This window comes from Vibrio fortis (genome assembly GCF_000695685.1).
GTDB lineage: Bacteria > Pseudomonadota > Gammaproteobacteria > Enterobacterales > Vibrionaceae > Vibrio > Vibrio fortis_A.
On the sequence record NZ_JFFR01000027.1, the window covers coordinates 271,608 to 293,799 of the forward strand.

General features: G+C 43.7%; 21 protein-coding genes. 13 read left to right on the forward strand and 8 right to left on the reverse strand.

Going from position 1 to position 22,192, the window contains the following annotated elements:
• Positions 1-5: 5 nt before the first annotated feature.
• Positions 6-440, reverse strand: a complete 435-nt coding sequence (trxC, locus tag VFDL14_RS05790; RefSeq protein WP_032552502.1) for a thioredoxin TrxC — start codon at positions 438-440, stop codon at positions 6-8.
• Positions 441-562: 122 nt separating this feature from the next.
• Between trxC and VFDL14_RS05785 the strand changes: the two genes are divergently transcribed.
• A complete protein-coding gene (locus VFDL14_RS05785; RefSeq protein ID WP_032552503.1) occupies positions 563-1,657 on the forward strand; it encodes a ketoacyl-ACP synthase III in 1,095 nt (364 codons plus the stop codon).
• 19 nt (positions 1,658-1,676) lie between these two features.
• Positions 1,677-2,141, forward strand: coding sequence for a GNAT family N-acetyltransferase (locus tag VFDL14_RS05780; protein ID WP_032552504.1), 465 nt, complete (start codon positions 1,677-1,679; stop codon positions 2,139-2,141).
• 109 nt (positions 2,142-2,250) lie between these two features.
• Here the strand turns inward: VFDL14_RS05780 and VFDL14_RS05775 are convergent, their stop codons facing one another.
• Entirely contained in the window at positions 2,251-3,129 is an 879-nt protein-coding gene (locus VFDL14_RS05775) for an endonuclease/exonuclease/phosphatase family protein (protein WP_032552505.1), read from the reverse strand.
• Positions 3,130-3,433: 304 nt separating this feature from the next.
• Between VFDL14_RS05775 and nrdD the strand changes: the two genes are divergently transcribed.
• Complete coding sequence (gene nrdD, locus VFDL14_RS05770) at positions 3,434-5,554, forward strand: anaerobic ribonucleoside-triphosphate reductase (protein WP_032552506.1); 2,121 nt, start codon at positions 3,434-3,436, stop codon at positions 5,552-5,554.
• Positions 5,555-5,655: 101 nt separating this feature from the next.
• Positions 5,656-6,126: an anaerobic ribonucleoside-triphosphate reductase-activating protein gene (gene nrdG / locus VFDL14_RS05765; RefSeq protein ID WP_032552507.1), complete on the forward strand. Its 471-nt coding sequence runs from the start codon at positions 5,656-5,658 to the stop codon at positions 6,124-6,126.
• A 93-nt stretch (positions 6,127-6,219) separates the two neighbouring features.
• Here the strand turns inward: nrdG and VFDL14_RS05760 are convergent, their stop codons facing one another.
• Positions 6,220-7,605 (reverse strand): MATE family efflux transporter, encoded by a 1,386-nt coding sequence (locus VFDL14_RS05760; RefSeq protein WP_032552508.1) that lies wholly within the window; start codon positions 7,603-7,605, stop codon positions 6,220-6,222.
• A gap of 133 nt (positions 7,606-7,738) precedes the next feature.
• Here VFDL14_RS05760 and VFDL14_RS05755 point away from each other — a divergent pair, with 133 nt between their 5' ends.
• From VFDL14_RS05755 to VFDL14_RS05745, 3 genes are all read left to right on the forward strand, one after another.
• A complete protein-coding gene (locus tag VFDL14_RS05755) occupies positions 7,739-8,575 on the forward strand; it encodes an AraC family transcriptional regulator (RefSeq protein ID WP_032552935.1) in 837 nt (278 codons plus the stop codon).
• 201 nt (positions 8,576-8,776) lie between these two features.
• Positions 8,777-9,961, forward strand: a complete 1,185-nt coding sequence (locus tag VFDL14_RS05750; RefSeq protein WP_032552509.1) for an amino acid aminotransferase — start codon at positions 8,777-8,779, stop codon at positions 9,959-9,961.
• A 12-nt stretch (positions 9,962-9,973) separates the two neighbouring features.
• Positions 9,974-10,672, forward strand: a complete 699-nt coding sequence (locus VFDL14_RS05745) for an ATP-dependent zinc protease (RefSeq protein WP_032552510.1) — start codon at positions 9,974-9,976, stop codon at positions 10,670-10,672.
• 95 nt (positions 10,673-10,767) lie between these two features.
• Here VFDL14_RS05745 and VFDL14_RS05740 read toward each other — a convergent pair whose 3' ends face one another.
• The 3 genes from VFDL14_RS05740 to VFDL14_RS05730 form a co-directional block, all read right to left on the reverse strand.
• The gene (locus VFDL14_RS05740) at positions 10,768-12,654 is read right to left on the reverse strand and encodes a methyl-accepting chemotaxis protein (RefSeq protein WP_032552511.1); all 1,887 of its coding nucleotides are present in this window, start codon (positions 12,652-12,654) and stop codon (positions 10,768-10,770) included.
• A gap of 174 nt (positions 12,655-12,828) precedes the next feature.
• Complete coding sequence (locus VFDL14_RS05735; RefSeq protein WP_032552512.1) at positions 12,829-13,353, reverse strand: hypothetical protein; 525 nt, start codon at positions 13,351-13,353, stop codon at positions 12,829-12,831.
• Between the two features lie 84 nt (positions 13,354-13,437).
• Complete coding sequence (locus tag VFDL14_RS05730; RefSeq protein ID WP_032552513.1) at positions 13,438-13,809, reverse strand: YgiW/YdeI family stress tolerance OB fold protein; 372 nt, start codon at positions 13,807-13,809, stop codon at positions 13,438-13,440.
• Positions 13,810-14,004: 195 nt separating this feature from the next.
• Between VFDL14_RS05730 and VFDL14_RS05725 the strand changes: the two genes are divergently transcribed.
• From VFDL14_RS05725 to modC, 4 genes are read left to right on the forward strand one after another with little or no spacing between them, the layout of a single operon-like run.
• A complete protein-coding gene (locus VFDL14_RS05725; protein WP_032552514.1) occupies positions 14,005-15,486 on the forward strand; it encodes a cobyric acid synthase in 1,482 nt (493 codons plus the stop codon).
• 27 nt (positions 15,487-15,513) lie between these two features.
• Positions 15,514-16,269 carry a molybdate ABC transporter substrate-binding protein gene (gene modA, locus VFDL14_RS05720; RefSeq protein WP_032552515.1) on the forward strand — a complete coding sequence of 252 codons (756 nt, stop codon included), beginning with the start codon at positions 15,514-15,516 and terminating at the stop codon, positions 16,267-16,269.
• Positions 16,269-16,967 (forward strand): molybdate ABC transporter permease subunit, encoded by a 699-nt coding sequence (gene modB / locus VFDL14_RS05715; RefSeq protein ID WP_032552516.1) that lies wholly within the window; start codon positions 16,269-16,271, stop codon positions 16,965-16,967. The genes modA and modB overlap by 1 nt, the downstream gene beginning before the upstream one ends.
• Complete coding sequence (gene modC / locus VFDL14_RS05710; RefSeq protein ID WP_032552517.1) at positions 16,964-18,070, forward strand: molybdenum ABC transporter ATP-binding protein ModC; 1,107 nt, start codon at positions 16,964-16,966, stop codon at positions 18,068-18,070. Before modB ends, modC begins: the two co-directional genes overlap by 4 nt.
• A 182-nt stretch (positions 18,071-18,252) precedes the next feature.
• On the opposite strand, the gene VFDL14_RS05705 is transcribed toward modC, so the two are convergent.
• Complete coding sequence (locus VFDL14_RS05705) at positions 18,253-18,690, reverse strand: DUF3069 domain-containing protein (protein ID WP_032552518.1); 438 nt, start codon at positions 18,688-18,690, stop codon at positions 18,253-18,255.
• Between the two features lie 131 nt (positions 18,691-18,821).
• Here VFDL14_RS05705 and VFDL14_RS05700 point away from each other — a divergent pair, with 131 nt between their 5' ends.
• Positions 18,822-19,793 (forward strand): diguanylate cyclase, encoded by a 972-nt coding sequence (locus VFDL14_RS05700; protein WP_235201750.1) that lies wholly within the window; start codon positions 18,822-18,824, stop codon positions 19,791-19,793.
• 148 nt (positions 19,794-19,941) lie between these two features.
• Positions 19,942-20,922 carry a Solitary outer membrane autotransporter beta-barrel domain gene (locus tag VFDL14_RS05695; protein WP_050487461.1) on the forward strand — a complete coding sequence of 327 codons (981 nt, stop codon included), beginning with the start codon at positions 19,942-19,944 and terminating at the stop codon, positions 20,920-20,922.
• Positions 20,923-20,933: 11 nt separating this feature from the next.
• On the opposite strand, the gene VFDL14_RS05690 is transcribed toward VFDL14_RS05695, so the two are convergent.
• The gene (locus tag VFDL14_RS05690) at positions 20,934-22,178 is read right to left on the reverse strand and encodes a GGDEF domain-containing protein (protein WP_032552520.1); all 1,245 of its coding nucleotides are present in this window, start codon (positions 22,176-22,178) and stop codon (positions 20,934-20,936) included.
• Positions 22,179-22,192: the final 14 nt, after the last annotated feature.

Here is a 22,192-nt window from a genome sequence, read left to right on the forward strand (position 1 = left end):
TGTATTTATTTGGTTAGAGCTTGATTAAGCCACTGATCAAATTGGCCTTTTGGTAAAGCGCCATTAATAGTGTCCACCACTTTACCTTGTTTAAACACCATAACGGTTGGAATACTACGAATAGCAAACTGAGCGGCGATCTGTTGTTGCTCTTCGGTATTGATCTTCACAAAGCGCACATTGCCGTTTCGTTCAGCGGCAACATCACTAAATACCGGTGCAAAGCCGACACATGGATTACACCATGTTGCCCAGAAATCGACCACAACAGGTTGGTCACTGTTAAGTAACGTTGAAAAGTTAACACTGGTTCCTTCCACTGGCGCACCATCTAGGAGTGGCGCTTTACACTTACCACATGTCGGGCTTTCTGAAACTCGCTCAGAGGGAACACGGTTAACACCCTGACAAGCAGGGCAACGAGTATTGAATGTAGACATAACTTTCTCTTTTTATTGCTCCACATTGACTAACGCGATTTACGAACTAGCCCCTGTGTGCTTATACTGTTTGAAACAACACTACGATACTCAAATAAAAACAAACAATAAATAGGTAAATGATGACAAAGTTTTACGCTGAAATTACCGGGTGGGGAAAGTGTCTACCGCCAGCGACGCTCTCCAATGATGACCTCAGTACTTTTATCGATACGTCTGACGAGTGGATTCGTACAAGAACAGGGATTGAAAACAGAAGAATTAGCCACGTTAATACATCTGATTTAGCGACAGTTGCAGCTCAGCATGCGATGGCTTGTGCTGGTTTGACTGCTGATGATATTGATATCGTCATTGTTGCGACTTGCTCTCCTGACTCTCTTATTCCAAACACCGCTTCAAAAGTACAGCAAAACCTTGGTATTAAAGGTGCAGCAGCATTTGACTTGAATGCAGCGTGTACTGGCTTCCTTTATGGCCTTGAAACAGCGACGCGCTTAATTCAAGCAGGTAACTACCGTAACGCTATCGTAATTGGTGCCGAGAGACTGTCATTCTTCATTGATTGGACCAAGCGTGACACCGCTGTACTATTTGGTGATGGAGCCGGTGCTGCTGTGCTGTCTCGCACTGAAAAGCCAGTTGGTCTACAACAAGCTCAAATCGGTTGTGATGCGGAAGGTCGCGATATTCTAGCGGTGCCGAAGTTCGGTACTTCAATGGATCGATTTGCAGCAGACAATGGTTACTGGGATTTTGACTTCGTTGGTAAAGAGATCTTCAAGCGTGCAGTGAAAGGCATGGGGGCAGCCGCTCATACAGTACTTAGTCGCACAGGTATCTCAACTGACAACATTGATGTGGTTATCCCACACCAAGCGAACATCCGTATTATTCATACTTTGTGTGACATGGCGGGTATTGAAAAAGAGAAGGCCTTCGTTAACATTCAGAATTACGGCAATACTTCTGCCGCAACTGTGCCTATTGCTATGTGTGAAGCGCTTGAACAGGGTGCTGTTAAGCCTGGTGCGAATATTCTTGTTGCTGCGTTTGGCGCTGGTCTTACATGGGGTGCTGGCCACATTACTTGGGGTGAGCGTGTTGAACCATTAGGGACTTCGGATGCAACACTTCCAGAGAATGATAAATCGGCGCTGGAGCTTTTAGAGAAAGCAATTTTACACTGTAAAACACGCCCTAATTCAGAGATGTAATTTGATGAACGTAAGGTTAATGCAAGCTGAAGACCTTGATGGTGCAGCAAGAGTTCACCAACAAGCGTTTGTACGCCAAACTAAGTCAAAAGAGTGGTTACAATGTAACTTAAATGCATCGCCACGCTTCATTAACTTTGTATTAGAGCTCGATGGAGAGATTCAAGGTTACATCATCTGGGTTCAAAAAAGCGGTTTTCGTCCAGAAGCTGTTTTAGAGCTAGAGCAATTGGCTGTTTCTACTGAACAACAAGGCAAAGGCTTAGGCCGCACACTGATACTTGGTTCGTTAAAAGTAGTCAAAGAAGTACTAGCTGAACAAGGCTCAACGCTCAAACATGTTTTGGTGACGACTCGTGCAGATAACTTTGCACAGCAATTGTACAAATCAACACTGGGTGCTGAGGTTGAAACCACGATTTCAAACTTATACTCGGCTGATGAAGTACTAATGATCGCAAGAAACGTAGGTCAACGAATTTAGTTTGCCGTGTTTCTTAAAACGCCCGTAGTGATTTGTCTCTCTGCGGGCGTTTTTGTTTATCTCTTTAGCGGTCATTTCACTAATAATATGTCTTAATTGTAATCGTGGCCTAACGTTCTATCTGCGTTGATACAGGGCAGTGATCGCTAAGAAAGTAGTCAAGGACATCTTGAGAAGGGAACACGTACTGTTTTGTCGATGATGTACTCAAATCGTCACTGACTACAATGTGGTCTATCAGAGAGCGGAATTGATGAGTTCGGTTTTTGTTGCGATTGGAGCGTACTTTACAGTCCGCCGACGTCGAACGGGTAGCTAATTGCGCTCGGTTGTTTTCACTCAGTACAAACCAAAGCCAATCACCACGATAGGATAGGTTATGATTGAAATCACCCAGCACCGCATAACTCTGTTGTTTCTTTTCCCGTTCTACTATCCAATCATTTAACACCTTAGCTTGCTGCTTGAGTCGCTCACAGTTGTTATTGCGCTTGTAAGCACCGCTACAACCCGCTTTTAAGTGTACCGAGAGCAAATGTACGGGTTTATCATGAAGCTCCGCTACAATGTAGCTTGCAAACCTAAGTTTACTGCCAGAGCGTGTTTCAAGCTTTAAGTCGGGCTTATTAACGACATTAATATTTTGCCTAACGGCGAAGCCTGTGTATTGGTTTACATCTGAGAACTGGTTCGCTTTGTATCGGTTAGATGCTCGGTCAGACATCACGATACGAAAATCAGGACCAACAACGCGCTTTATAGCCTCAATATTATCGACCTCTTGGAATGCCATCACATCGCTATTGAGTTGCTTAAAGTGGTAAGAGAGTTGGTTGAAATCTTTCTCCTTACGAAGCTCACTCATTTTATTCACAGCCTCATTGGTTGATAACCATTCAATATTCCAACTTGATATGCTTAGAGGTGCACTTAAAGCGGTACTACTAAATAGGCAGGTGGTGATAACCCACTTTTGAAGTATATTCACGGCGTTTTTCTCTGAATTTTGTGTTGATTTTCCCTGAGCCGTTATCCTACAACACTTGGCAAAAATTCAAGGCTTTTTAGCCACTTTTTTATTGTTACATTGTTTCTTTTTCGACTTGAGAGATAACGTCATAAGATTGAATTGATCTTAGTCAGCACTCCTCTTTTATTGATCCAAATCAATACTCGCGTTTGGTGGTTCTCGTTAAATACGCCACAATATCTAGTGTTAGTTAAACGATAAATCGCTCTATATAGTGTGTTTGTGGATAAGTCTGTGAATACCTAGAGAGTAAGGAGAAGTGGTGAAATCAATCGTAATCAAGCGTGATGGCTCAAGAGCTCCATTCAGCAGAGATCGCATCCAAGCTGCAGTGGAAGCAGCATCAGAAAAGTCAGATAAGGAAATTGCCATTTATGCTTTGAATGTGGCATTGGCTGTGGAATTAAAGCTCGAAGAGTACGATGAAGTTCATATCTCTGAAATTCAAACCATGGTTGAGAATGAGCTTATGCAGGGGCCTTATAAGTCTCTTGCTCGTGCGTACATCGAATACCGCCACGACCGCGATATTGCGCGTGAGAAGCAAAGTGCTTTGACACGCGAAATCGAAGGTCTGATTGAAGAGAGTAACGTTGACCTAATCAACGAAAATGCCAACAAAGACGGTAAAGTGATTCCAACACAGCGTGATCTTCTTGCTGGTATCGTGGCTAAACACTATGCGAAAACACACATTTTGCCACGTGATATCGTTCAAGCGCACGAAAGCGGCGACATTCACTATCACGATCTAGATTACGCACCATTCTTCCCGATGTTTAACTGCATGCTGATCGACTTAAAAGGCATGTTAACTCACGGCTTTAAGATGGGTAATGCAGAGATTGATACACCAAAATCAATCTCAACCGCGACAGCAGTAACAGCCCAGATTATTGCACAAGTGGCGAGCCACATTTACGGCGGCACGACGATCAACCGTATTGACGAAGTACTAGAACCTTATGTAATGGCGAGCTACGAAAAGCACCTTCAGCTTGCTAAAGAGTGGGACATTCATAACCCTGAAGCCTTTGCTATCGCTCGCACTGAGAAAGAGTGTTACGACGCATTCCAATCGCTAGAGTACGAAGTAAACACGCTACATACGGCGAATGGCCAAACACCATTTGTGACGTTTGGTTTTGGTTTAGGCGAAAGCTGGGGATCAAAATTGATCCAACAATCGATCTTGAAAAACCGCATCGCTGGTCTTGGTAAGAACCGTAAAACAGCGGTATTCCCAAAACTTGTTTTTGCAATCAAAGATGGCCTAAACCACAAGTCAGGTGATCCGAATTACGATATCAAACAGCTAGCGCTTGAGTGTGCTTCTAAGCGCATGTACCCAGATATCCTTAACTACGACAAAGTGGTTGAGGTGACAGGTTCATTCAAAACACCGATGGGCTGCCGTAGCTTCCTAAATACTTACGAAGAAAACGGTGAGCTTATCCATGAAGGTCGTAACAATTTAGGTGTTGTGAGCCTTAACCTGCCACGTATTGCTATCAATGCGAAAGGCGACATGACAAAGTTCTACGCATTGCTAGACGAAAAGTTAAAACTGGCTCGTCGTGCACTAGAGACTCGAATCAGCCGTCTTGAGAACGTGAAAGCTCGCGTAGCTCCAATTCTGTACATGGAAGGGGCGTGTGGCGTTCGTCTGAAAGCTGACGATTCGATTGCAGATATCTTTAAGAACGGCCGTGCTTCGGTGTCTCTTGGCTATATCGGTATTCATGAAGCGATGACTGCGTTATTTGGTACAGAAACGCACCTGTACGACGACACTGAGATGCGTAACAAGGCACTTGAGCTTGTTCAATACATGAAACGCGAAGTGGAAACTTGGACCAAAGAGACAGGGTATGCGTTTAGCCTATACGGTACGCCAAGTGAAAACCTATGTAGTCGCTTCTGCAGCATCGATACTAAAGAGTTTGGTGTGATTGAAGGCGTAACGGATCGTGGTTACTACACTAACAGTTTCCACCTAGATGTTCAGAAGAAGGTTAACCCTTACGATAAGATCGATTTTGAGATGCCTTACCCAGAGATCTCAAGCGGTGGTTTTATCTGTTACGGCGAATTTCCTAACATGCAGAAGAACATCGAAGCGCTTGAAAACGTTTGGGATTATAGCTACACGCGCGTGCCTTACTACGGTACAAATACACCGATTGATGAGTGTTACGAGTGTGGTTATAACGGTGAGTTTGACTGTACGAGTAAAGGTTTTACTTGTCCTAAATGTGGCAACCATGACTCAACCAAAGTGTCAGTAACACGCCGTGTTTGTGGTTACCTAGGCAGTCCTGACGCTCGACCATTTAACTTTGGTAAGCAGGAAGAAGTTAAACGTCGCGTTAAGCATCTGTAACTCGACACGACTTCTTATCTGTTGAGCGAAGACTCCCTCTGATGTTAGAGGGAGTTTAGTCGTTTGAATCAAGCGGTCTTATCCTAAATATCGGCAACTCTATGAATTATCATCAATATCATCCAATCGACGTCGTAAATGGTCCCGGTACACGCTGTACACTGTTTGTGTCTGGTTGCGTTCATCAGTGTCGTGGCTGTTATAATCAGTCAACACAGCGCTTAGACTCTGGTCACCTGTTCACTCAGGAGCTTGAGGATCACATTATTGCCGATCTTAACGATGAGCGAATCAAGCGTCGTGGGCTTTCTCTGTCTGGTGGTGATCCTTTGCATCCAGCGAATGTGGCTGATGTCCTGAAACTGGTTAAGCGCGTTAAAAGTGAATGCCAAAACAAAGATATTTGGATGTGGACGGGTTATGAGTTAGATGAACTCGACGAAAAGCAGAAAGAGGTGTTGAGCTATATTGATACCTTAATTGATGGCCGTTTTGAGCAAGATAAAGCCGATCCGATGTTGGATTGGCGTGGTAGTTCTAACCAGATAATTCATCGTTTCACTGACATTTAATCTTTTCTCGCTTAATCGAAGAAATAAGGGCTTATCCGCAGCCTAAACTGCAAATGAAGCCCTTAGGTGTGAGTTTTTTAGTTATTCCCCCGACTACATTGTCGCTCTTGGTTGCTCTTCGATGAGATTGTTAATCCATTTCTTCGATTGAATGCGTTGGCTTGTGAGTGCGATTTTGACCAACTCTTCAAGTAAAACAATCAACATCACCCATTCTAACGGCCAGCCCAAAACCAGTGCTGTGTAGTAGGCGAGTGGTATGCCGATCGCCCATTGTCCAAACAGGTCGATAAAGATACTGTAGTTAATATCACCACCACTTTTCAGTACGCCTCCAATACCAACCATATTGAAAACTCGTAGAATCATACCCAGTGCAATCACCAAAGTGACGTTTACCGCAGTCTCTTTTAACTCTAAGTGTGTGAGTTGTACTAGGTAAACAATCACTGGTTTTGCGATAAAGCAGAGAAGTGCAAGTACTATTGCAAGCCCGCAACTGACTAATACATAGCCCCAAGCCGTGTTCTCGACTCTTTGATAGTTCTGTGCGCCTATTTCGTTACCTAGAACGATAGAAGCTGCAACGGCAAATCCCATAAAGGCTGAGATCAATATGCTTTCGACAGGTGACAGTAGTGAAATGATAGCCAGTTCACCGACGCCCATTTGGCCCACTATGATGTTGTAAATCAGCAAGCCACCAGCCCAAGCTGTATCGTGGATGAGCATTGGCATAGCAATAGTTAGGTACTTTTTCCTATGTTTAACAACTATGGCATCTTGCCAGTTGCTGAGTGTTGGAAAAAGATGGGCGTAATGTTTTTTCGCCAAAACAAGTAGTGCGACAGTCTGAACAAACCTTGACACAGTGGTGCCGACAGCGGCGCCAACTACGCCCAGTTCTGGGAAACCGAATAAGCCGAAAATGAGAAGCGCATTGAGCACAGCGTTGACCAAGATGGCAAAGATGCTGATCTTAGTGGGTAGCTTGGCTTCGCCAACAGATCGAAGGGCACTTTCTAATGGTACGACGATAGCGGTGCCGATAAGGCTGGCTCCTGTTATCCAAAGGTAGTCCGTTGCCTGTTGAACGTAATCAGGATCTGAGGCCACAACAGATACTACTGATTCAGGAGCCAATAAATAAACCGCAACAAATGGCACTATAGCGATGATGGATAACGCCCATGATTGCGCCAGCGTGCGACGAATGCCATTAAAATCACCGGCTCCAAAATATTGCGAAGCTAGCACGCTTACCGCCCCACTAATTCCCGACACCATAATTAGGTTGAAGAAAAAGATTCTATTGCCCACACCGACTGCGGCTGTTGCGGCATCACCTAATTGGTTAACCATAAAGATGTCGATAACGCCGAGTAATGAAAACATCATGGTTTGAAGTGAGACAGGCAATCCGATTTGTATCAGCTTTTGCCAAAATTCTTTGTCTAAATGACGATATGTAGAGCGCATCGCAATTCCTTGCTAGTTGATATGCAAGAAGTTTATCTAGATTTTATTTAGCTGTATTTTCTGTAGTCATCATTAACTTTTGTCAAACTCTCCATTTGGTATGAATGACGTAAACATGGGATTAGGTCAGTCAATGAGCGAAAAACAAGAGCGCTATGAAATATCTGATACCACCCACCAAGAGTTTGTCGATCAAAGCTACGTATTGGCGTTTGAACAGCTTGGGATTGTTCAGTGCGGTACAGCCTCCTGCAGAGATTTTTTTTCTGTTTATCGTAAGAATCAACAAAAGCACATGTTGCTGTTTACTGTACGTGGCAAAGGGTGGCTAGAGAGTGGGGTGTGTCGTTACATTCTTGAGCCAGGATCATGTATTACCGTACCGGCTGGCGTTGAAAATGGTTTTGGGATTGAGGAAGAGACTTGGCAGATAGCATGGATTTTCCTGTCCCCAGATAAGCGGTGGACAAATATTGATAATGATATCTTATATACTTTGACGCCAGCAGCAGAAGTCGTCGCTTCTTGCATACATACCTTGCTTCGAAGTATTTCACTTCCCATTGAGCTTGGTGGTGCGGTTGCTATTCACAGCGTTGCTCAAATCGAAGCTCTGATTAATGCGCCGATTCCACAGCAATTGGATAGAAACGCAATCCGTTTAGAGCGAGTTTTCGACACAGCTCAAAAGCAGCTGCACAAAGAGTGGAATGTTCAGGAGTTATCGAACTTGTTTCCATGCTCTGAACCACATTTTCATAGGTTGTGCCAGCGTTACTATTCCCATAGCCCCATGACTCACCTAATGCGTATGAGAATGGAGTATGCAGCACGACTACTTCGCTCAAGTGATTGGTCAATACAACATATCGGTGAGATAGTGGGTTATCCAAATGCAGCAAACTTCAGTACACGCTTTAAGGCATGGTCTGGCATGACGCCAAGGCAATTTAAACAGAGCGCACCATAGCTACATTGCTAATGTGAAATGATTAGGGCAGCTCAAGAACAAGTAAACGGCGTTCAATCTATCAACGAAATTGTTCGATAAATCGACGGTTATCAGATTACTTATGCTAACTAAGCGGTTCTAATAAAAAATGTTTCTGATTTGACTATGATAATGTTAACGTAAAACTCATTACTTGAATTTCAAAGGGTTGTGACTTTCATGTTTTCACATCTACCAAAACCAACTTTAGATCCAATTCTCTCTCTTTCTGTGGCTTACCGTGGCGATGAACGTCCGAACAAAGTCGACCTCGGCATTGGTGTTTACCGCAACAACCAAGGTGAGACACCAATTATGAAGGCCGTTTCAATGGCACAAGATATTGTTGTTGAAAACCAGAAAACCAAAGCTTATGTTGGCCTAGCGGGTTGCGAAGAGTTTAACCAAAGTATGATCGACCTGTTGTTGAAAGGAACTTCAGCAATGGATCGTGTCGCCGCTATTCAAACGCCAGGTGCGAGTGGTGCTCTGCGCATGCTGGGTGATCTTATGAAAGTCGCGCAGCCAGATACAACGGTTTGGATCTCTAATCCAAGTTACGTGAATCACCAACCTGTGATGGAAGCGGCAGGACTTAAAGTCAAGCACTACTCTTACTTTAGCCCTGAAACAAAACAGGTTGATACGGCAAGAATGCTCGAAGAGCTTTCACAAGCGGGTCCTAATGATGTTGTGCTACTGCATGGCTGTTGTCATAACCCAACGGGTGCTGACATCGACTTTGCAGCATGGCAGGAAATCACCGCGCTATCACAGAAGAATGGCTTCCTACCGTTTGTTGATATTGCTTACCAAGGTTTTGGTGATGGTCTTGAAGAAGATGCGAAAGGTCTTCAATTCATGGCAGACAATGTTGAAGAGATGCTAATCACAACTTCGTGCTCGAAAAATTTCGGTTTGTATCGTGAAAGAACGGGCGCTGCAATCGTCGTTGGTAAAAACAGCCAAGAAGTGGGTAACGCGAAAGGTAAACTTCTTACTCTTGCTCGTTCTACTTACACTATGCCGCCAGATCATGGTGCTGCACTTGTGAAAACAATTCTTCAAAATCAAGAGTTAACACGCATTTGGAAGCAAGAATTGAGTGAGATGCAGGGCCGTTTGCTAAATCTTCGCCAAACATTATGCAATGAATTGCGAAATACTTATAACACGTCACACTTTGACTTCATTGAAAGCCATAAAGGTATGTTTACTGTACTAGGCTTTAAAGAAGCTCAAATGAATCAATTACGTGAAGAGTATGGCATTTATGGTGTTGGTGACGGTCGCATCAATATCGCAGGTCTTTCAGAGTCGCATATTCCTTACGTAGCTAACGCAATCGCTAATGTATCAAAATAAAATGGTGACTGAATGTACAATTGGAAAGCAATTATAACCCTGATGTTAAGTGGTGGCCTTGTTGCTTGTTCTACGACGAGTCAAGTTCCTGTCGAGCCAGAGCAGAAACCACAAATCGAGCAACCTGTTGTTGACGATTCAAGTAAAGCGGATGAAAAAGACGGGGAGTCTTCTAAAGATCCCGTAACTGAACCTGAAAAAGAGCCAGAAAAAGTCGAGAAACCTGCTGAGCCAGAAAAGAAACCAGTGCCGCCTAAAAAACCAGAGAAAGTAACGAAAACCTCTGATGGTAAGTTAATTCTTGGGGAAGAAGAGTGGGTTTATGTTCCTGGTCTAGAAGAGTCGTTTAAAGCACGCGTTGATACAGGTGCAACAACATCTTCCATCAGTGCTATTGATATCGTTCCTTTCGAGCGCGACGGCAAAGACTGGGTTAAGTTCAAAATTGAACACGATGGCATTAAGAGTCAAGAAGTGAGCTTACCGGTTGAGCGCTGGGTTAAGATTAAACAGTCAAGTGCAGAAGGCACACAACGCCGTGCCGTGATTGTTGCTAACATCCAGATTGGTGATCTTAAAGATAAAACGGAATTCACATTGGCTGACCGTACTCACCTAACTTACCCACTGCTATTGGGTCGTAGCTTCTTTAGAGACGTAGCGGTAGTAGACGTGAGTAAGAAATACGTTCAAGACAAAGTTAAAAAGTAATCATTACTCATTAAATTTTGTTGGAAGATTGATACAAATAAAAATCCCGATAAGCGTGTAACTTATCGGGATTTTTTATTTAGTGGCGCAGTGGTTTAGTATTTGAACAGTTGTACTTGAGTGTTAAGCTGCTGCGCAATACCACGCAACTCTTCTGACAGATGGCGTGAGTTGTCTGCCTCTGTCGACATTTTGTCAGATACGTCGTTCACAAGTTGGATATTCTTACTCACTTCACCTGTTACTGTGCGCTGCTCTGATGCTGCATTAGATATGTGCGAAGCCATATCGGAGATCTGTTGAATTGACGCCGCGATTTGCTCTAGTGCTTCTGTCGCATTATTCGCATCATCAACACTTGATTGCGCTAGATTTTGGCTGCGCTCCATAGACTCTACTGCAGAGACACTGTTTTTCTGCAGCGTTTCGATCATTTCACGAATTTCATCAGTTGAGCTGTGAGTACGTTGGGAAAGTACGCGAACCTCATCTGCAACGACAGCAAACCCGCGGCCTTGTTCTCCGGCACGAGCCGCTTCGATAGCTGCATTAAGAGCAAGTAGGTTAGTTTGCTCTGCAATGTCTGAAATCGTTGAGAGAATAGCATTGATATCTAATGCGTTCTTTTCCAGTTCTTGAATAATCCCAGAAGCATTTTCGACTTGCTCTGCCAAGCTCGTGATTGACTCTTGGTTACGGATGATTACACGTTTTCCTTGCTCACAGTTCTCTGTCGAGCTGATGGCTGAATCCGCAGTCATCTGAGCATTGTTCGCCACTTCTTCTGCTGTTGCCGACATTTCGTGCACTGCAGTCGCTATTTGTGAGATTTCGTTAAGCTGAACCGTTAAACCATCGCTAGTCTGGCGAGCAACATTGGTACTCACTTCTGATTGTTCATTAAGCTGGCTTGATGAATGAGCAATATCGCGAACAATTTCTTGAAGCTTGGCAATAAAGGCATTTACATGCAAAGCCAATGTTCCAATTTCATCTTTACTGTTCACAGAAATACGCTGCGTAAGATCACCATTGCCTTTCGATAACGCTTCCATAGCTGTACTTAGGGTAGTCAACGGCGCGAGTGCTTTCTTAATCACAAACATAGCAACGAAGGCAATAACGACTAATTGCATCATACCAAACATTGCCGATTGACGCAGTAACGAGCGGTAAGACGCAAAAGACTTAGTTTTATCGATGACGATAGTGAAATACCAATCCGTGTGAGGTACTTTTTGTGCAGAAAGGAATGATTCTGAATCCCCGATGACCATTTCTTCAAAGTCCGAGCTACTTGCGATCGACTTGATCTTCTGTGCAGAGAGGTTGTTGGAGATATTGGATACAGATTTCAGCGTCAATGAACGGTCTTTATGAGCAACAATTTTGCCTGAACCATCAACTAGAAACGCATAAACACCTGGTTGCTCAACGTTAACGATGTCATTAACCAGTGCGGTGAGATTCAAATCTGCACCAATAACGCCTGAATAACCATTGGTACTAAAAGGGGAGGCAATGGTAACAACCAGCTCATTGGTAGCAACGTCTAAGTACGGTTCTGTCACGACGGTACGACCTTGAGCCATTGGATCTTTGTACCAATCTCTGGTGCGAGGGTCGTAGCCTTTTGGTACCGGGAGATCAACACCTTGTAAAAAGCGGCCATCAGAAAGGCCGGCGTAGGCGATTTGGAAGCGTCCAGCGTTAGTACTTTGTGTGAAGTAGCTCTCTGGTGAACTTGTGTATTTGAAGGCGTCTTTCGCAGCATTAACTACGTTAATTCGGCCTTCAATCCACTTTTCAATACCCGATACATTAGAAGTCGTTAATGTGGTTGAGTATTGTTGAACTGAACGGTACGTCTCATTCAGCAGCTGTTTACCCGTGACGTAAGTCTGAATCATTGTCATCGCGAAAATGATGACAACAAATATCAGAGTCAGTTTGTTTTTTATCGATATGCTGTTACCACCCATTACGGTACTCCATCTCTCAGCAAAATTTGTGAGAGATTAGCAGTACGCCATGTTGCGGTAAAGTGATTTTATCGCTTAGTCGTTAAATATTTATATCGCTTATGTTTCTCATGATTTTTAGTGATAAAAATCTAAATAAATTAATGATTTAAACCATACAAAATCAAGAGTAGCTTAGAAACCAAATCGCGCTGACATCAGCACTTGGTGACCATAAGTACCGTTGTTACGCATATCAACACCGACAGACAGTTGTTCTGTTGAATGGAAACGCGCACCAAAGCCTACGATAGAGTTAGTCCCATCATTATCGATAAGCTGACCGAGGCGAGCATTAACTTCGATGTTTGCCATTAACCATGCTTTCACACCAACGTTAACTTCGGTTTTAAAGCTGTTATCATCATTGCGTTCTATATTGTGCAGTAGCATTTGACCGTAAATGTCAGCAAACTGACCAATCGGGCCGTTGAAGCCAATGCCACCTGCTGCATCCCAGTCACTTTCAAAGCCGGTATCCACACGACCGATGAAGTGTGCGTTTTGGGTAAATAACGTTGTGAATTCGCCACCAAATGTACTTGGGCTAGCACCCATTCGGATTTCAAAAGTGTTGTAGTTGAAATTGTTCGCCGACGCGGCAAATGAACACAGCGTGGTTAATCCGATCAGTAGCGTTTTTTTTGCGTAACCCTGCATGGTGACTCCAATTTTTTGTATTTAGGGCAGTATATACAAAAAAGCCTGCAATATGCAGGCCATTTTAATTAGAGTCGGTCGAGATTATAGAATTTGGATATGGTCAACTTCGATCTCTGGAGTTTTGCCACCTTCGTATTCACCAAAGATACGTACTTGTGTTTCAGCGGTCAGTGGTTGAGCTAGCTTGATATCGTCATCTAACTCGATTTGAATTTCACTTTGGCCGTCAGAGAAGATGAACTTGTCGTTGCGAACCTGGCGAACGATCTTACCATCTACAATAGCTTCTTGTTCGGAGAACATGCTTGTGTTTTCAAGTAGTGTCGCAATAGTCGTTGATTCTACTGGGCCTGTGTAAGCGATACCGCTGTTGTTGTCTTTATGACCATCGGCTAGAGCGATAGCTGGAGTAAGGATAACTGATGCTGCGATTGCTAGGACTGTTTTTTTCATAATAAATACCTCATTGGTTATGTTTGGTTGAAACGTTTTGTTTCGATGAGGCTATTAAACAACACTGGGGTTGAATTCAGCGTGAGTAACGTATTCATTTTCCATTCATTTTCATGAGCATCTTATTATCAATAACGCTACTATAGAGACAAAAGCGCGGTTGTTTGCGTCTAAGAATGAAGGAAATCAGTTTTCATGTTGACACCACTTAAGGCCCTTATGGTTCAGGGCACGACATCGGATGCCGGAAAAAGTGTATTGGTGGCAGGTTTATGCCGCGTATTGGCTCGACGCGGCGTTAAGGTCGCCCCATTCAAGCCACAGAATATGGCACTAAACAGTGCGGTGACCGAAGACAGTGGGGAAATTGGCAGAGCACAAGCTGTTCAAGCTCAAGCCTGTAATGTAAAGCCGACGGTTCACATGAACCCAGTACTCCTTAAACCGAATTCAGATACAGGTGCGCAGGTTATTCTACAAGGTCGTGCATTAACCAACATGGAAGCAACTGGTTATCACGATTATAAGAAAGTTGCCATGGATACCGTGATTGATTCATTCGATCGTCTTCAGGCTGACTATGAGAGCGTTATGATTGAGGGTGCGGGCAGTCCAGCCGAAATCAACCTTCGTGAAAATGATATTGCCAACATGGGTTTTGCTGAGAAAGCAGACGTGCCGGTGATTATCATTGCAGATATTGATAGAGGCGGTGTTTTTGCTCATCTATACGGTACTTTAGCGTTATTGTCAGAATCTGAGCAACAGCGTGTCGTTGGTTTTGTGATTAACCGTTTTCGAGGTGACATTAAGCTTTTAGAGTCTGGTTTAGATTGGTTAGAACAGAAAACAGGCAAGCCTGTGATTGGTGTCTTGCCTTATCTGCATGGCTTTAACCTAGAAGCTGAAGATGCGATCACCACAGCGCAAGAATCGAACGGTAAAGCGAAGTTAAAAGTTGTGGTGCCTGTATTCACCCGTATTAGTAATCACACAGATTTTGATACCTTGCGTCTAAACCCTGACATCGATCTGCGTTATGTTGGTAAAGGTGAACGCTTAGATCAAGCAGATCTCATTATCTTGCCTGGCACTAAATCAGTTCGTGCCGACCTAGACTACATGCGTGAACAAGGTTGGGACAAAGATCTTCAACGCCACCTGCGTCTCGGCGGTAAGGTCGTCGGGATTTGCGGCGGTTATCAAATGCTAGGCAAGTCGATTGATGACCCGGACGGTGTGGAAGGTCAACCAGGCTCTTCTATTGGTTTAGGCTTGTTAGAAACAACGACGGTTTTGACGCAACAGAAGACACTGACTAATGTAAGTGGGAAGTTGACTCTGAATGGAAGCGCATCCGACGTAAAAGGTTATGAGATTCATGTTGGTAAGACTCAAGTCAAAGAAATGGACATACCGATACAGTTAGACTCTGGTGCTATTGATGGAGCAGTTAATAGCGAAAACACGATCTTTGGCACCTATCTCCATGGTCTGTTTGATAACAGTGAAGTTCTAGCTTCGATTTGTGAGTGGGCTGGTGCGAGCGCTGTTGCGACGGTTGACCACCACGCTCTTAAAGAAGAAGGTATCGATCGGATCGCAGACGCCATCGAAGAGTACATGAAGCTAGATTTGTTGTGGCCTGAACTTAATACCATCAAAAAAATAGAATGAACAAATAATCACGTGAAAGAGAGTGTGATGCAAAAACGATTGCTGACGGCAGCACTAGCTATTTTAGCTTTTCAGGTATCTGCGCAAGACTCCGTTAAGGTCTATGCCGCATCTTCAATGACCAACGTCGTTAATGAACTGATCTCTGAATTTGAAAAGAACAACGATATTGATGTTACACCTGTGTATGCAAGTACATCATCATTAGTTCGCCAGATAGAACGCGGTGCACCTGCCGACGTGTTCATCGCGGCGAACGAGAAATGGATGAAACACTTAGTCGATAGGGGATATGTGTCAGGTGACAATGTCACTAACTGGGCTGGCAATGAACTGGTTTTGATCTCATCGGAATCAGACAATACCGACTATTCTCAGTTCAGACTTGACGATGCAACCACATGGCAGGCTACGCTACAGGGTGAACGACTAGCTGTTGGCAACACTATGTCGGTACCCGCTGGTATCTATGCGAAAGAGTCTCTAGAGGCATTGAAGGTATGGCAGAGCGTTCGTACTCGCCTTGCTCCGAGCAATAATGTACGCATGGCATTGGCATTGGTTGAAAGACAAGAAGCGATACTTGGTATCGTATATAAAACCGATGCTATGCTTTCTAATGATGTTTCAATAGTCGATACGTTTCCTGCGTCATCACACACTCCAATACGTTACCCTGTAGCGAAATTGAACGGTAGTGAATCGACGCAAGCCTTTTATACCTTTATGCAGGGCGGATTTTCTAAGTCAGTCCTCGAGCGCTACGGTTTTAATACGCATTAATGTTTTATTTATCGGATTACGAATATCAAGCTCTGTTGTTAAGCCTTAAGGTCGCGGGCTTTGCTATTTTGTGGTTGGTACCTATTGGTATCGGTCTTGCTTGGCTACTCGCGAAAAAACAGTTCATCGGTAAAGGCTTGGTGGAAAGTCTTGTTCATCTTCCTTTGGTTTTGCCTCCAGTTGTCATCGGTTATCTACTACTGGTCATGATGGGGAGGCAGGGTCTTATTGGCTCGTGGCTTAATGATGTGTTTGGGGTGGTATTTAGCTTCAGTTGGAAGGGAGCATCGCTTGCGTGCATCGTTGTAGCTCTACCGTTGATGGTGCGTTCTATCCGCTTAAGCTTAGAAACTGTAGACAGTAAATTGGAAGAAGCGGCTGCGACATTGGGTGCATCTCCAATTAAGGTTTTCTTTACGATAACTCTGCCATTAATGGTACCTGGTATTATCACTGGCATCATGTTGTCGTTCGCTCGTAGCTTAGGAGAGTTCGGGGCGACAATCAGCTTTGTATCTAACATTCCAGGTGAAACTCAGACGATCCCTTTAGCTATGTACACGTTTATTGAGACTCCTGGTGCAGAGGTGGAAGCTGCGCGCCTATGTGCTATCTCCATAGCGATTGCCCTTGGTTCTCTTATGTTATCTGAGTGGCTCAATCGAAAAACAGTAAATAAATTAGGGGGGAATCAATGAGCCAATTGATACTCAAATATCAGCAGAAGCTTGGTGAAACTGAGTTTGATGTTGATCTGACCCTACCTAGCCAAGGCATTACCGCGATATTTGGTCGTTCCGGTGCGGGTAAAACCTCTTTGATTAACGCCATTAGCGGGCTTAAGAACCCTGACAGTGGTCAGATTGAGGTTTCCGGAAAAACCTTATTCGATAGCGCTAAAGGGATCGATTTGCCAGTTCACAAGCGCCAAGTGGGTTACGTTTTTCAAGAGTCCCGTCTTTTTCCCCACATGAAAGTGTCGAGTAATTTGAAATATGGTGTTAAGACGCCTGACCAGAAACATTTTGATAAAGTCGTCGGTCTTTTATCTCTAGAAGCTCTACTTGATCGATACCCGGCAAAGTTATCGGGGGGTGAGAAGCAGCGAGTCGCGATAGGTCGAGCTCTGTTGTCTAAACCAAGTATTCTATTAATGGATGAACCATTAGCCTCGTTAGATTTGCCGCGCAAACGGGAAGTGATGCCGTTTTTAGAAAACCTCTCGGAAAGCGTAAAAATCCCTATTGTTTATGTTACACACAGCCTTAACGAGATCCTAAGGCTCTCTAACTACCTAGTAATCTTAGACCAAGGCAAAGTGCTATCTGCGGGGCAAACCGAACAAGTATGGGCGTCCAGGGCGATGAGGCCATGGCAATCATTTTCTGAGCAAAGCTCTCTGTTTGAGGCGAAAATTGTTGATCACAACGATGACTATGCACTGTCTAGGCTTGCGCTAGGTGAAAAAACCTCACTTTGGGTTCAGCAGGTCGATAACCCAATTGACGCCTCAGTGAGGCTGCAGATTCGTGCCAACGATGTATCCCTGTCGCTACACCAGCCCCAAAGCACTTCGATACGTAACATCTTGCCAGCAATTATTCGTAGAGTAGAGACACAACAACACGGGCATAACAAACAGAGTGTTGCCGTCGAGCTTGAATTAGAACCGGGTTGTTATTTGTGGGCAACCATCACTTTGTGGGCATTGGATGAGTTGAGTCTAACGATAGGGCAACGCGTGTTTGCACAGATTAAAGGTGTGAGTGTCGCTCAGCGTGACATTGCAGTGACTCACTAGCCAGTATCTATTGAAATGTAAATGTTGTTTGTAAATGGATGAAATAGTCACACAGGAACCTGTGATACTAGTACCATATATAAAGATTCAATTTGCGATGAATAACAAAAAGCCGCTCAATAGGAGCGGCTTTTTATTTTATTATAAAGAACAGAAGGTTACTTATCGATAACCTGAATTCACTACTTAGTGAAAACTTCTTTAAAATCACGCTTCAAGATCGCATCACGACGAGCTTTCTTGATCTGTTTAACCATGTCTTTCACACAGTTGTGAAGAACTTGGTCAAGAAGTTGAGCGCGGTACTCTTCTTTATCTTCGTCAGTCATGCCTTCTGGCAGTTTAAGAGTTGGGAACTCTTCCATAACGTTAATACCAGCAAATGACTGGCTTACAGAGATTAGAGCGTGGAACTGTTCGAAGTTGTCTAGAACGTTCTGTGCGCTTGCTGGAAGGCTATCCCACGCTTCGCGTACTGCTTCTTCAGACACCTCGTGAATAGAAGTAACCATGTTGTGCATCTCTTTTGGCACTTCATCAAATTCGATAACTTGACGTAGCTCTGGAGAGATAGTGGTTAAATCGATTTCTTGTTGCTCGTTGTTTGTAGCGTCTGACATAGTATTTCTCTTCAAAAAGAAACAATGCTAAAAAGATCTGTAAAAAAGTCAACATAATATAGAGACGACCGCATGAATTAGCGCCAGTTTTAGGCTATTTTCATAGTTCAACACAATATAAAGGTGACGTAATGGCAGAAATGGGATCATCAATGCGTATATTGCTTGTCGATGACGTTCAATTAGATCGAATGCAGCTTGCTATTCGTCTTAAACAGATAGGTCATGAAGTTGAAGCGGTAGGCAGTGGCAAAGAGGCTTTAGACATTTACTCCCAGTTTGATCCTGAACTCGTCCTTTTAGATATCAGTATGCCGGATATGGATGGTTTCGAAGTGGCGAGAGAGATCCGTCGTCAATTTCCAGATTGGATCCCAATTATCTTCTTGAGTGGTCATGATGAACCAGAAATGATTGCAAAGGCTATTGATGCTGGTGGTGATGACTATCTAATTAAGCCTGTAAATAAAGTAGTCCTGAACTCTAAACTTATTGCGATGCAGCGTATTGCCGCGATGAGACGAGAGTTAAAACAGAGTACCGCCAAGTTAGAAGAGCTTAATTTGCTACTGAAACAACAGGCAAATGAAGATGGATTAACCAAGCTCTACAACCGCCGTTACATGGATACTAAGCTTGAAGAGAGCATAGCATGGCATGGTCGTAGAAAAGCACATATGACAATCATCCTTCTCGATGTCGACTTCTTCAAACCGTACAACGACAATTATGGCCATATACAAGGCGATAACTGTCTGCAAGCTTTAGCCAGCACCCTCAAAAAGTTGTTTGTTCGTGCCGGTGAGTACGTAGGGCGTTATGGTGGTGAAGAGTTCATTTTGATACTCGGTGATACAGACAGAAACTTTGCAGAGCAACAAGCTCAGCGGATTCAAGAAGCATTAGAGAAGATAAACCTCAAACATGAGCATTCAACTGTATCAGATAGAGTTACAGTGTCACAGGGGGTGTTAACATTTGTCCCGACGGGTGATGAGTCTATAGAGGGTAGTTATCAAGCGGTTGATAATGCACTTTATCTAGCTAAAGAAGGTGGTCGAAATACTTATGTATTGCGAGATATCGCAGAGGTAAATCGCTAGCAATAATCTATATCCATACAAAAAGCTATATGTGTAATGAAACTTATGTTTTCGATAAAGAAAAACAGTGGAGGGCAATGATAGTCTAGTGGTAAAGTCGGCCGCCGTTTTTATTGGCTGTTGCCGTTTTATTGATTGTTGATAGAGGATTTTCTTTTTGGATCTTCGGTACTTACCTATTGTGTTTTTCATACCATCGCTGGCTTGTGCAACGAGCTTAAACGATGCTGTGCGGAAAGATCTCGAACAGAACTTTGCAACAAACGTTGTCCTCAGTGATTCGGACGTATTCACATTCGGCTTTCATAACTTTGACCCAAATAAGGTCTTTAAAATCGATAACGAAAATATTGGTACGACGGAATCAATCAGCCGACGCAAAGATATCGCCGCGCTGAGTTTACCTTACACAATTGAATTACCGTCTTATATTGAAGATAACCGACAAGAACTAACCTTGCGCTTGTCGGCTCTTAGTATCGACCAAGATGTTGATTTATCCTCAGGCACAGCCCCTGATGCCTTAAGTGAATATGTTGTCTCGGGTTATCTGGAGTTTGCCAACGTGAATCAGTTAGACGAGCATTGGAGCGTCAACACTGCCATTGGCAATCACATTTCTTACTATCGTAACGACTATAACTATCGAAGTGGCATACTAGAGCCTTACCGCAGTGTATTGGATGGTTTCATCGTCAATACAGACGCTTGGGCCTATATTGTCGAACCGAATATAAAGCTCACCTATCAAGATCTACATGATTGGGGACGGCTCAAGATAAGCTCAAGTTGGCACTACTTCTACGGTTATGGTTGGGGCGAAGCTAATGAAGGGGATGTAGGAAACCCTGAGGGGTGGTATCTCGCCAATGAAGTTAAAGTTTTTTACGACTTGATATCATGGCGTGACAATGTCACATCAATGTACTCTAGCGTCCGAAGAATTGATGTCGGTGGCGATACGTCAGCCCCATTGGGTACACACTCGTATTACGAAGCAAGCTTAGGGTGGTTATTAGACCCAGACTTACTCAATGATTGGGTTGATAACGTAGGGATAGGGCTTACCATAAATTACGGTAGTTCTCTCAAGGGCGGTAGCCTAGTGGTCTTTTTCAATCAAGACTAATTGCCGTCTGTCTATTCTTTGCTAATAGACAAACGGTTACGGCCGGCTTCCTTTGCTTTGTATAAGGCGTTATCTGCAAGCTTCATCACTTCTTCTGGCTTTTTGGTTGTCTTGCTGTCCGCCAACCCAATGCTTACGGTAACGTTGACTATCTTCGATGCCAGTGAACCTTGGCCTCTATTCTTACTGCCTGTGTCATCACAGTTAGGGCGGGCATGATTATCGCGTATTACGATGTCATAGGCTGCAATGTCTTGAATAAGCTCATTCAGATGACCAACGACCTGTTTAGCCTGTTTGCGTCGATAGATGATCGTAAACTCTTCACCCCCATAACGATAAATTCTTGGGTGACCTGATGTTAGCTTCATTCTACTGGCAACAAGTTTAAGCACTTCGTCACCGATATCATGACCGTAAGTGTCATTGAACGTCTTAAAGTGGTCGATATCGAGCATTGCTAATGAATACTTTCGACCCAAATGTTTCATATCGCTTTCCAATGCGTGGCGACCTGGAATATTGGTTAGTTGGTCATTAAATGCAAGTGCATGACTTGCCGACATCATGTAGATGATGATCAGCACGCCAGATAACGAAAATAGTGTGCTTGATATATACAGAACGTCAAAGAAGATAAACGTCGAGCTAGCCATAACGATAGAGCTGTATACGACAACATCAATAGGACGGTTATACATCAACACTAAGATTGCCGTTAACCCAGATAATCCAATACTGTACATCAAAAGTATGAAAGGGAGTTTCGATAGTGAGGAGACAGTAAACAGGACGCCTTCACTCCAAGACTCAAAGCCACCGTCGTAAAAGTGGGTAATGATGAGCTGAGACCATGCAATAAAGAGCCCAATCGCTAAAAGATAGAATCCTGTCGTCCTTGCTGATAAAGCAGTGTCAGGAAATGCATAAACCAACAAACATGACACTGGAAGCAAGGCGGCTAACAGCGACAGCTCTAATAATGTTGTCCCGGTATTTAATGGGCTTTGAAGGCGTGTTTGTATCACGGCATATGCAACAAGCATGGCAATAGATACCATGGCCATGCGACCTTGTTTAAAGGTAAAGCATAAGACCCCCGCTACAGACAAAAGAATGTAAGGGAGGTTGTTGGCGAAGCCATGGTTTGATTCCGTAATTAAGATGACATTGTTCATACCAACAAGCAGTATGCTGAGTAGGAGAAGCGGAAAACAAAAACGGAACAAACTAGACGTGACAAACGAAGATGACATTTATGTAGAGTGCC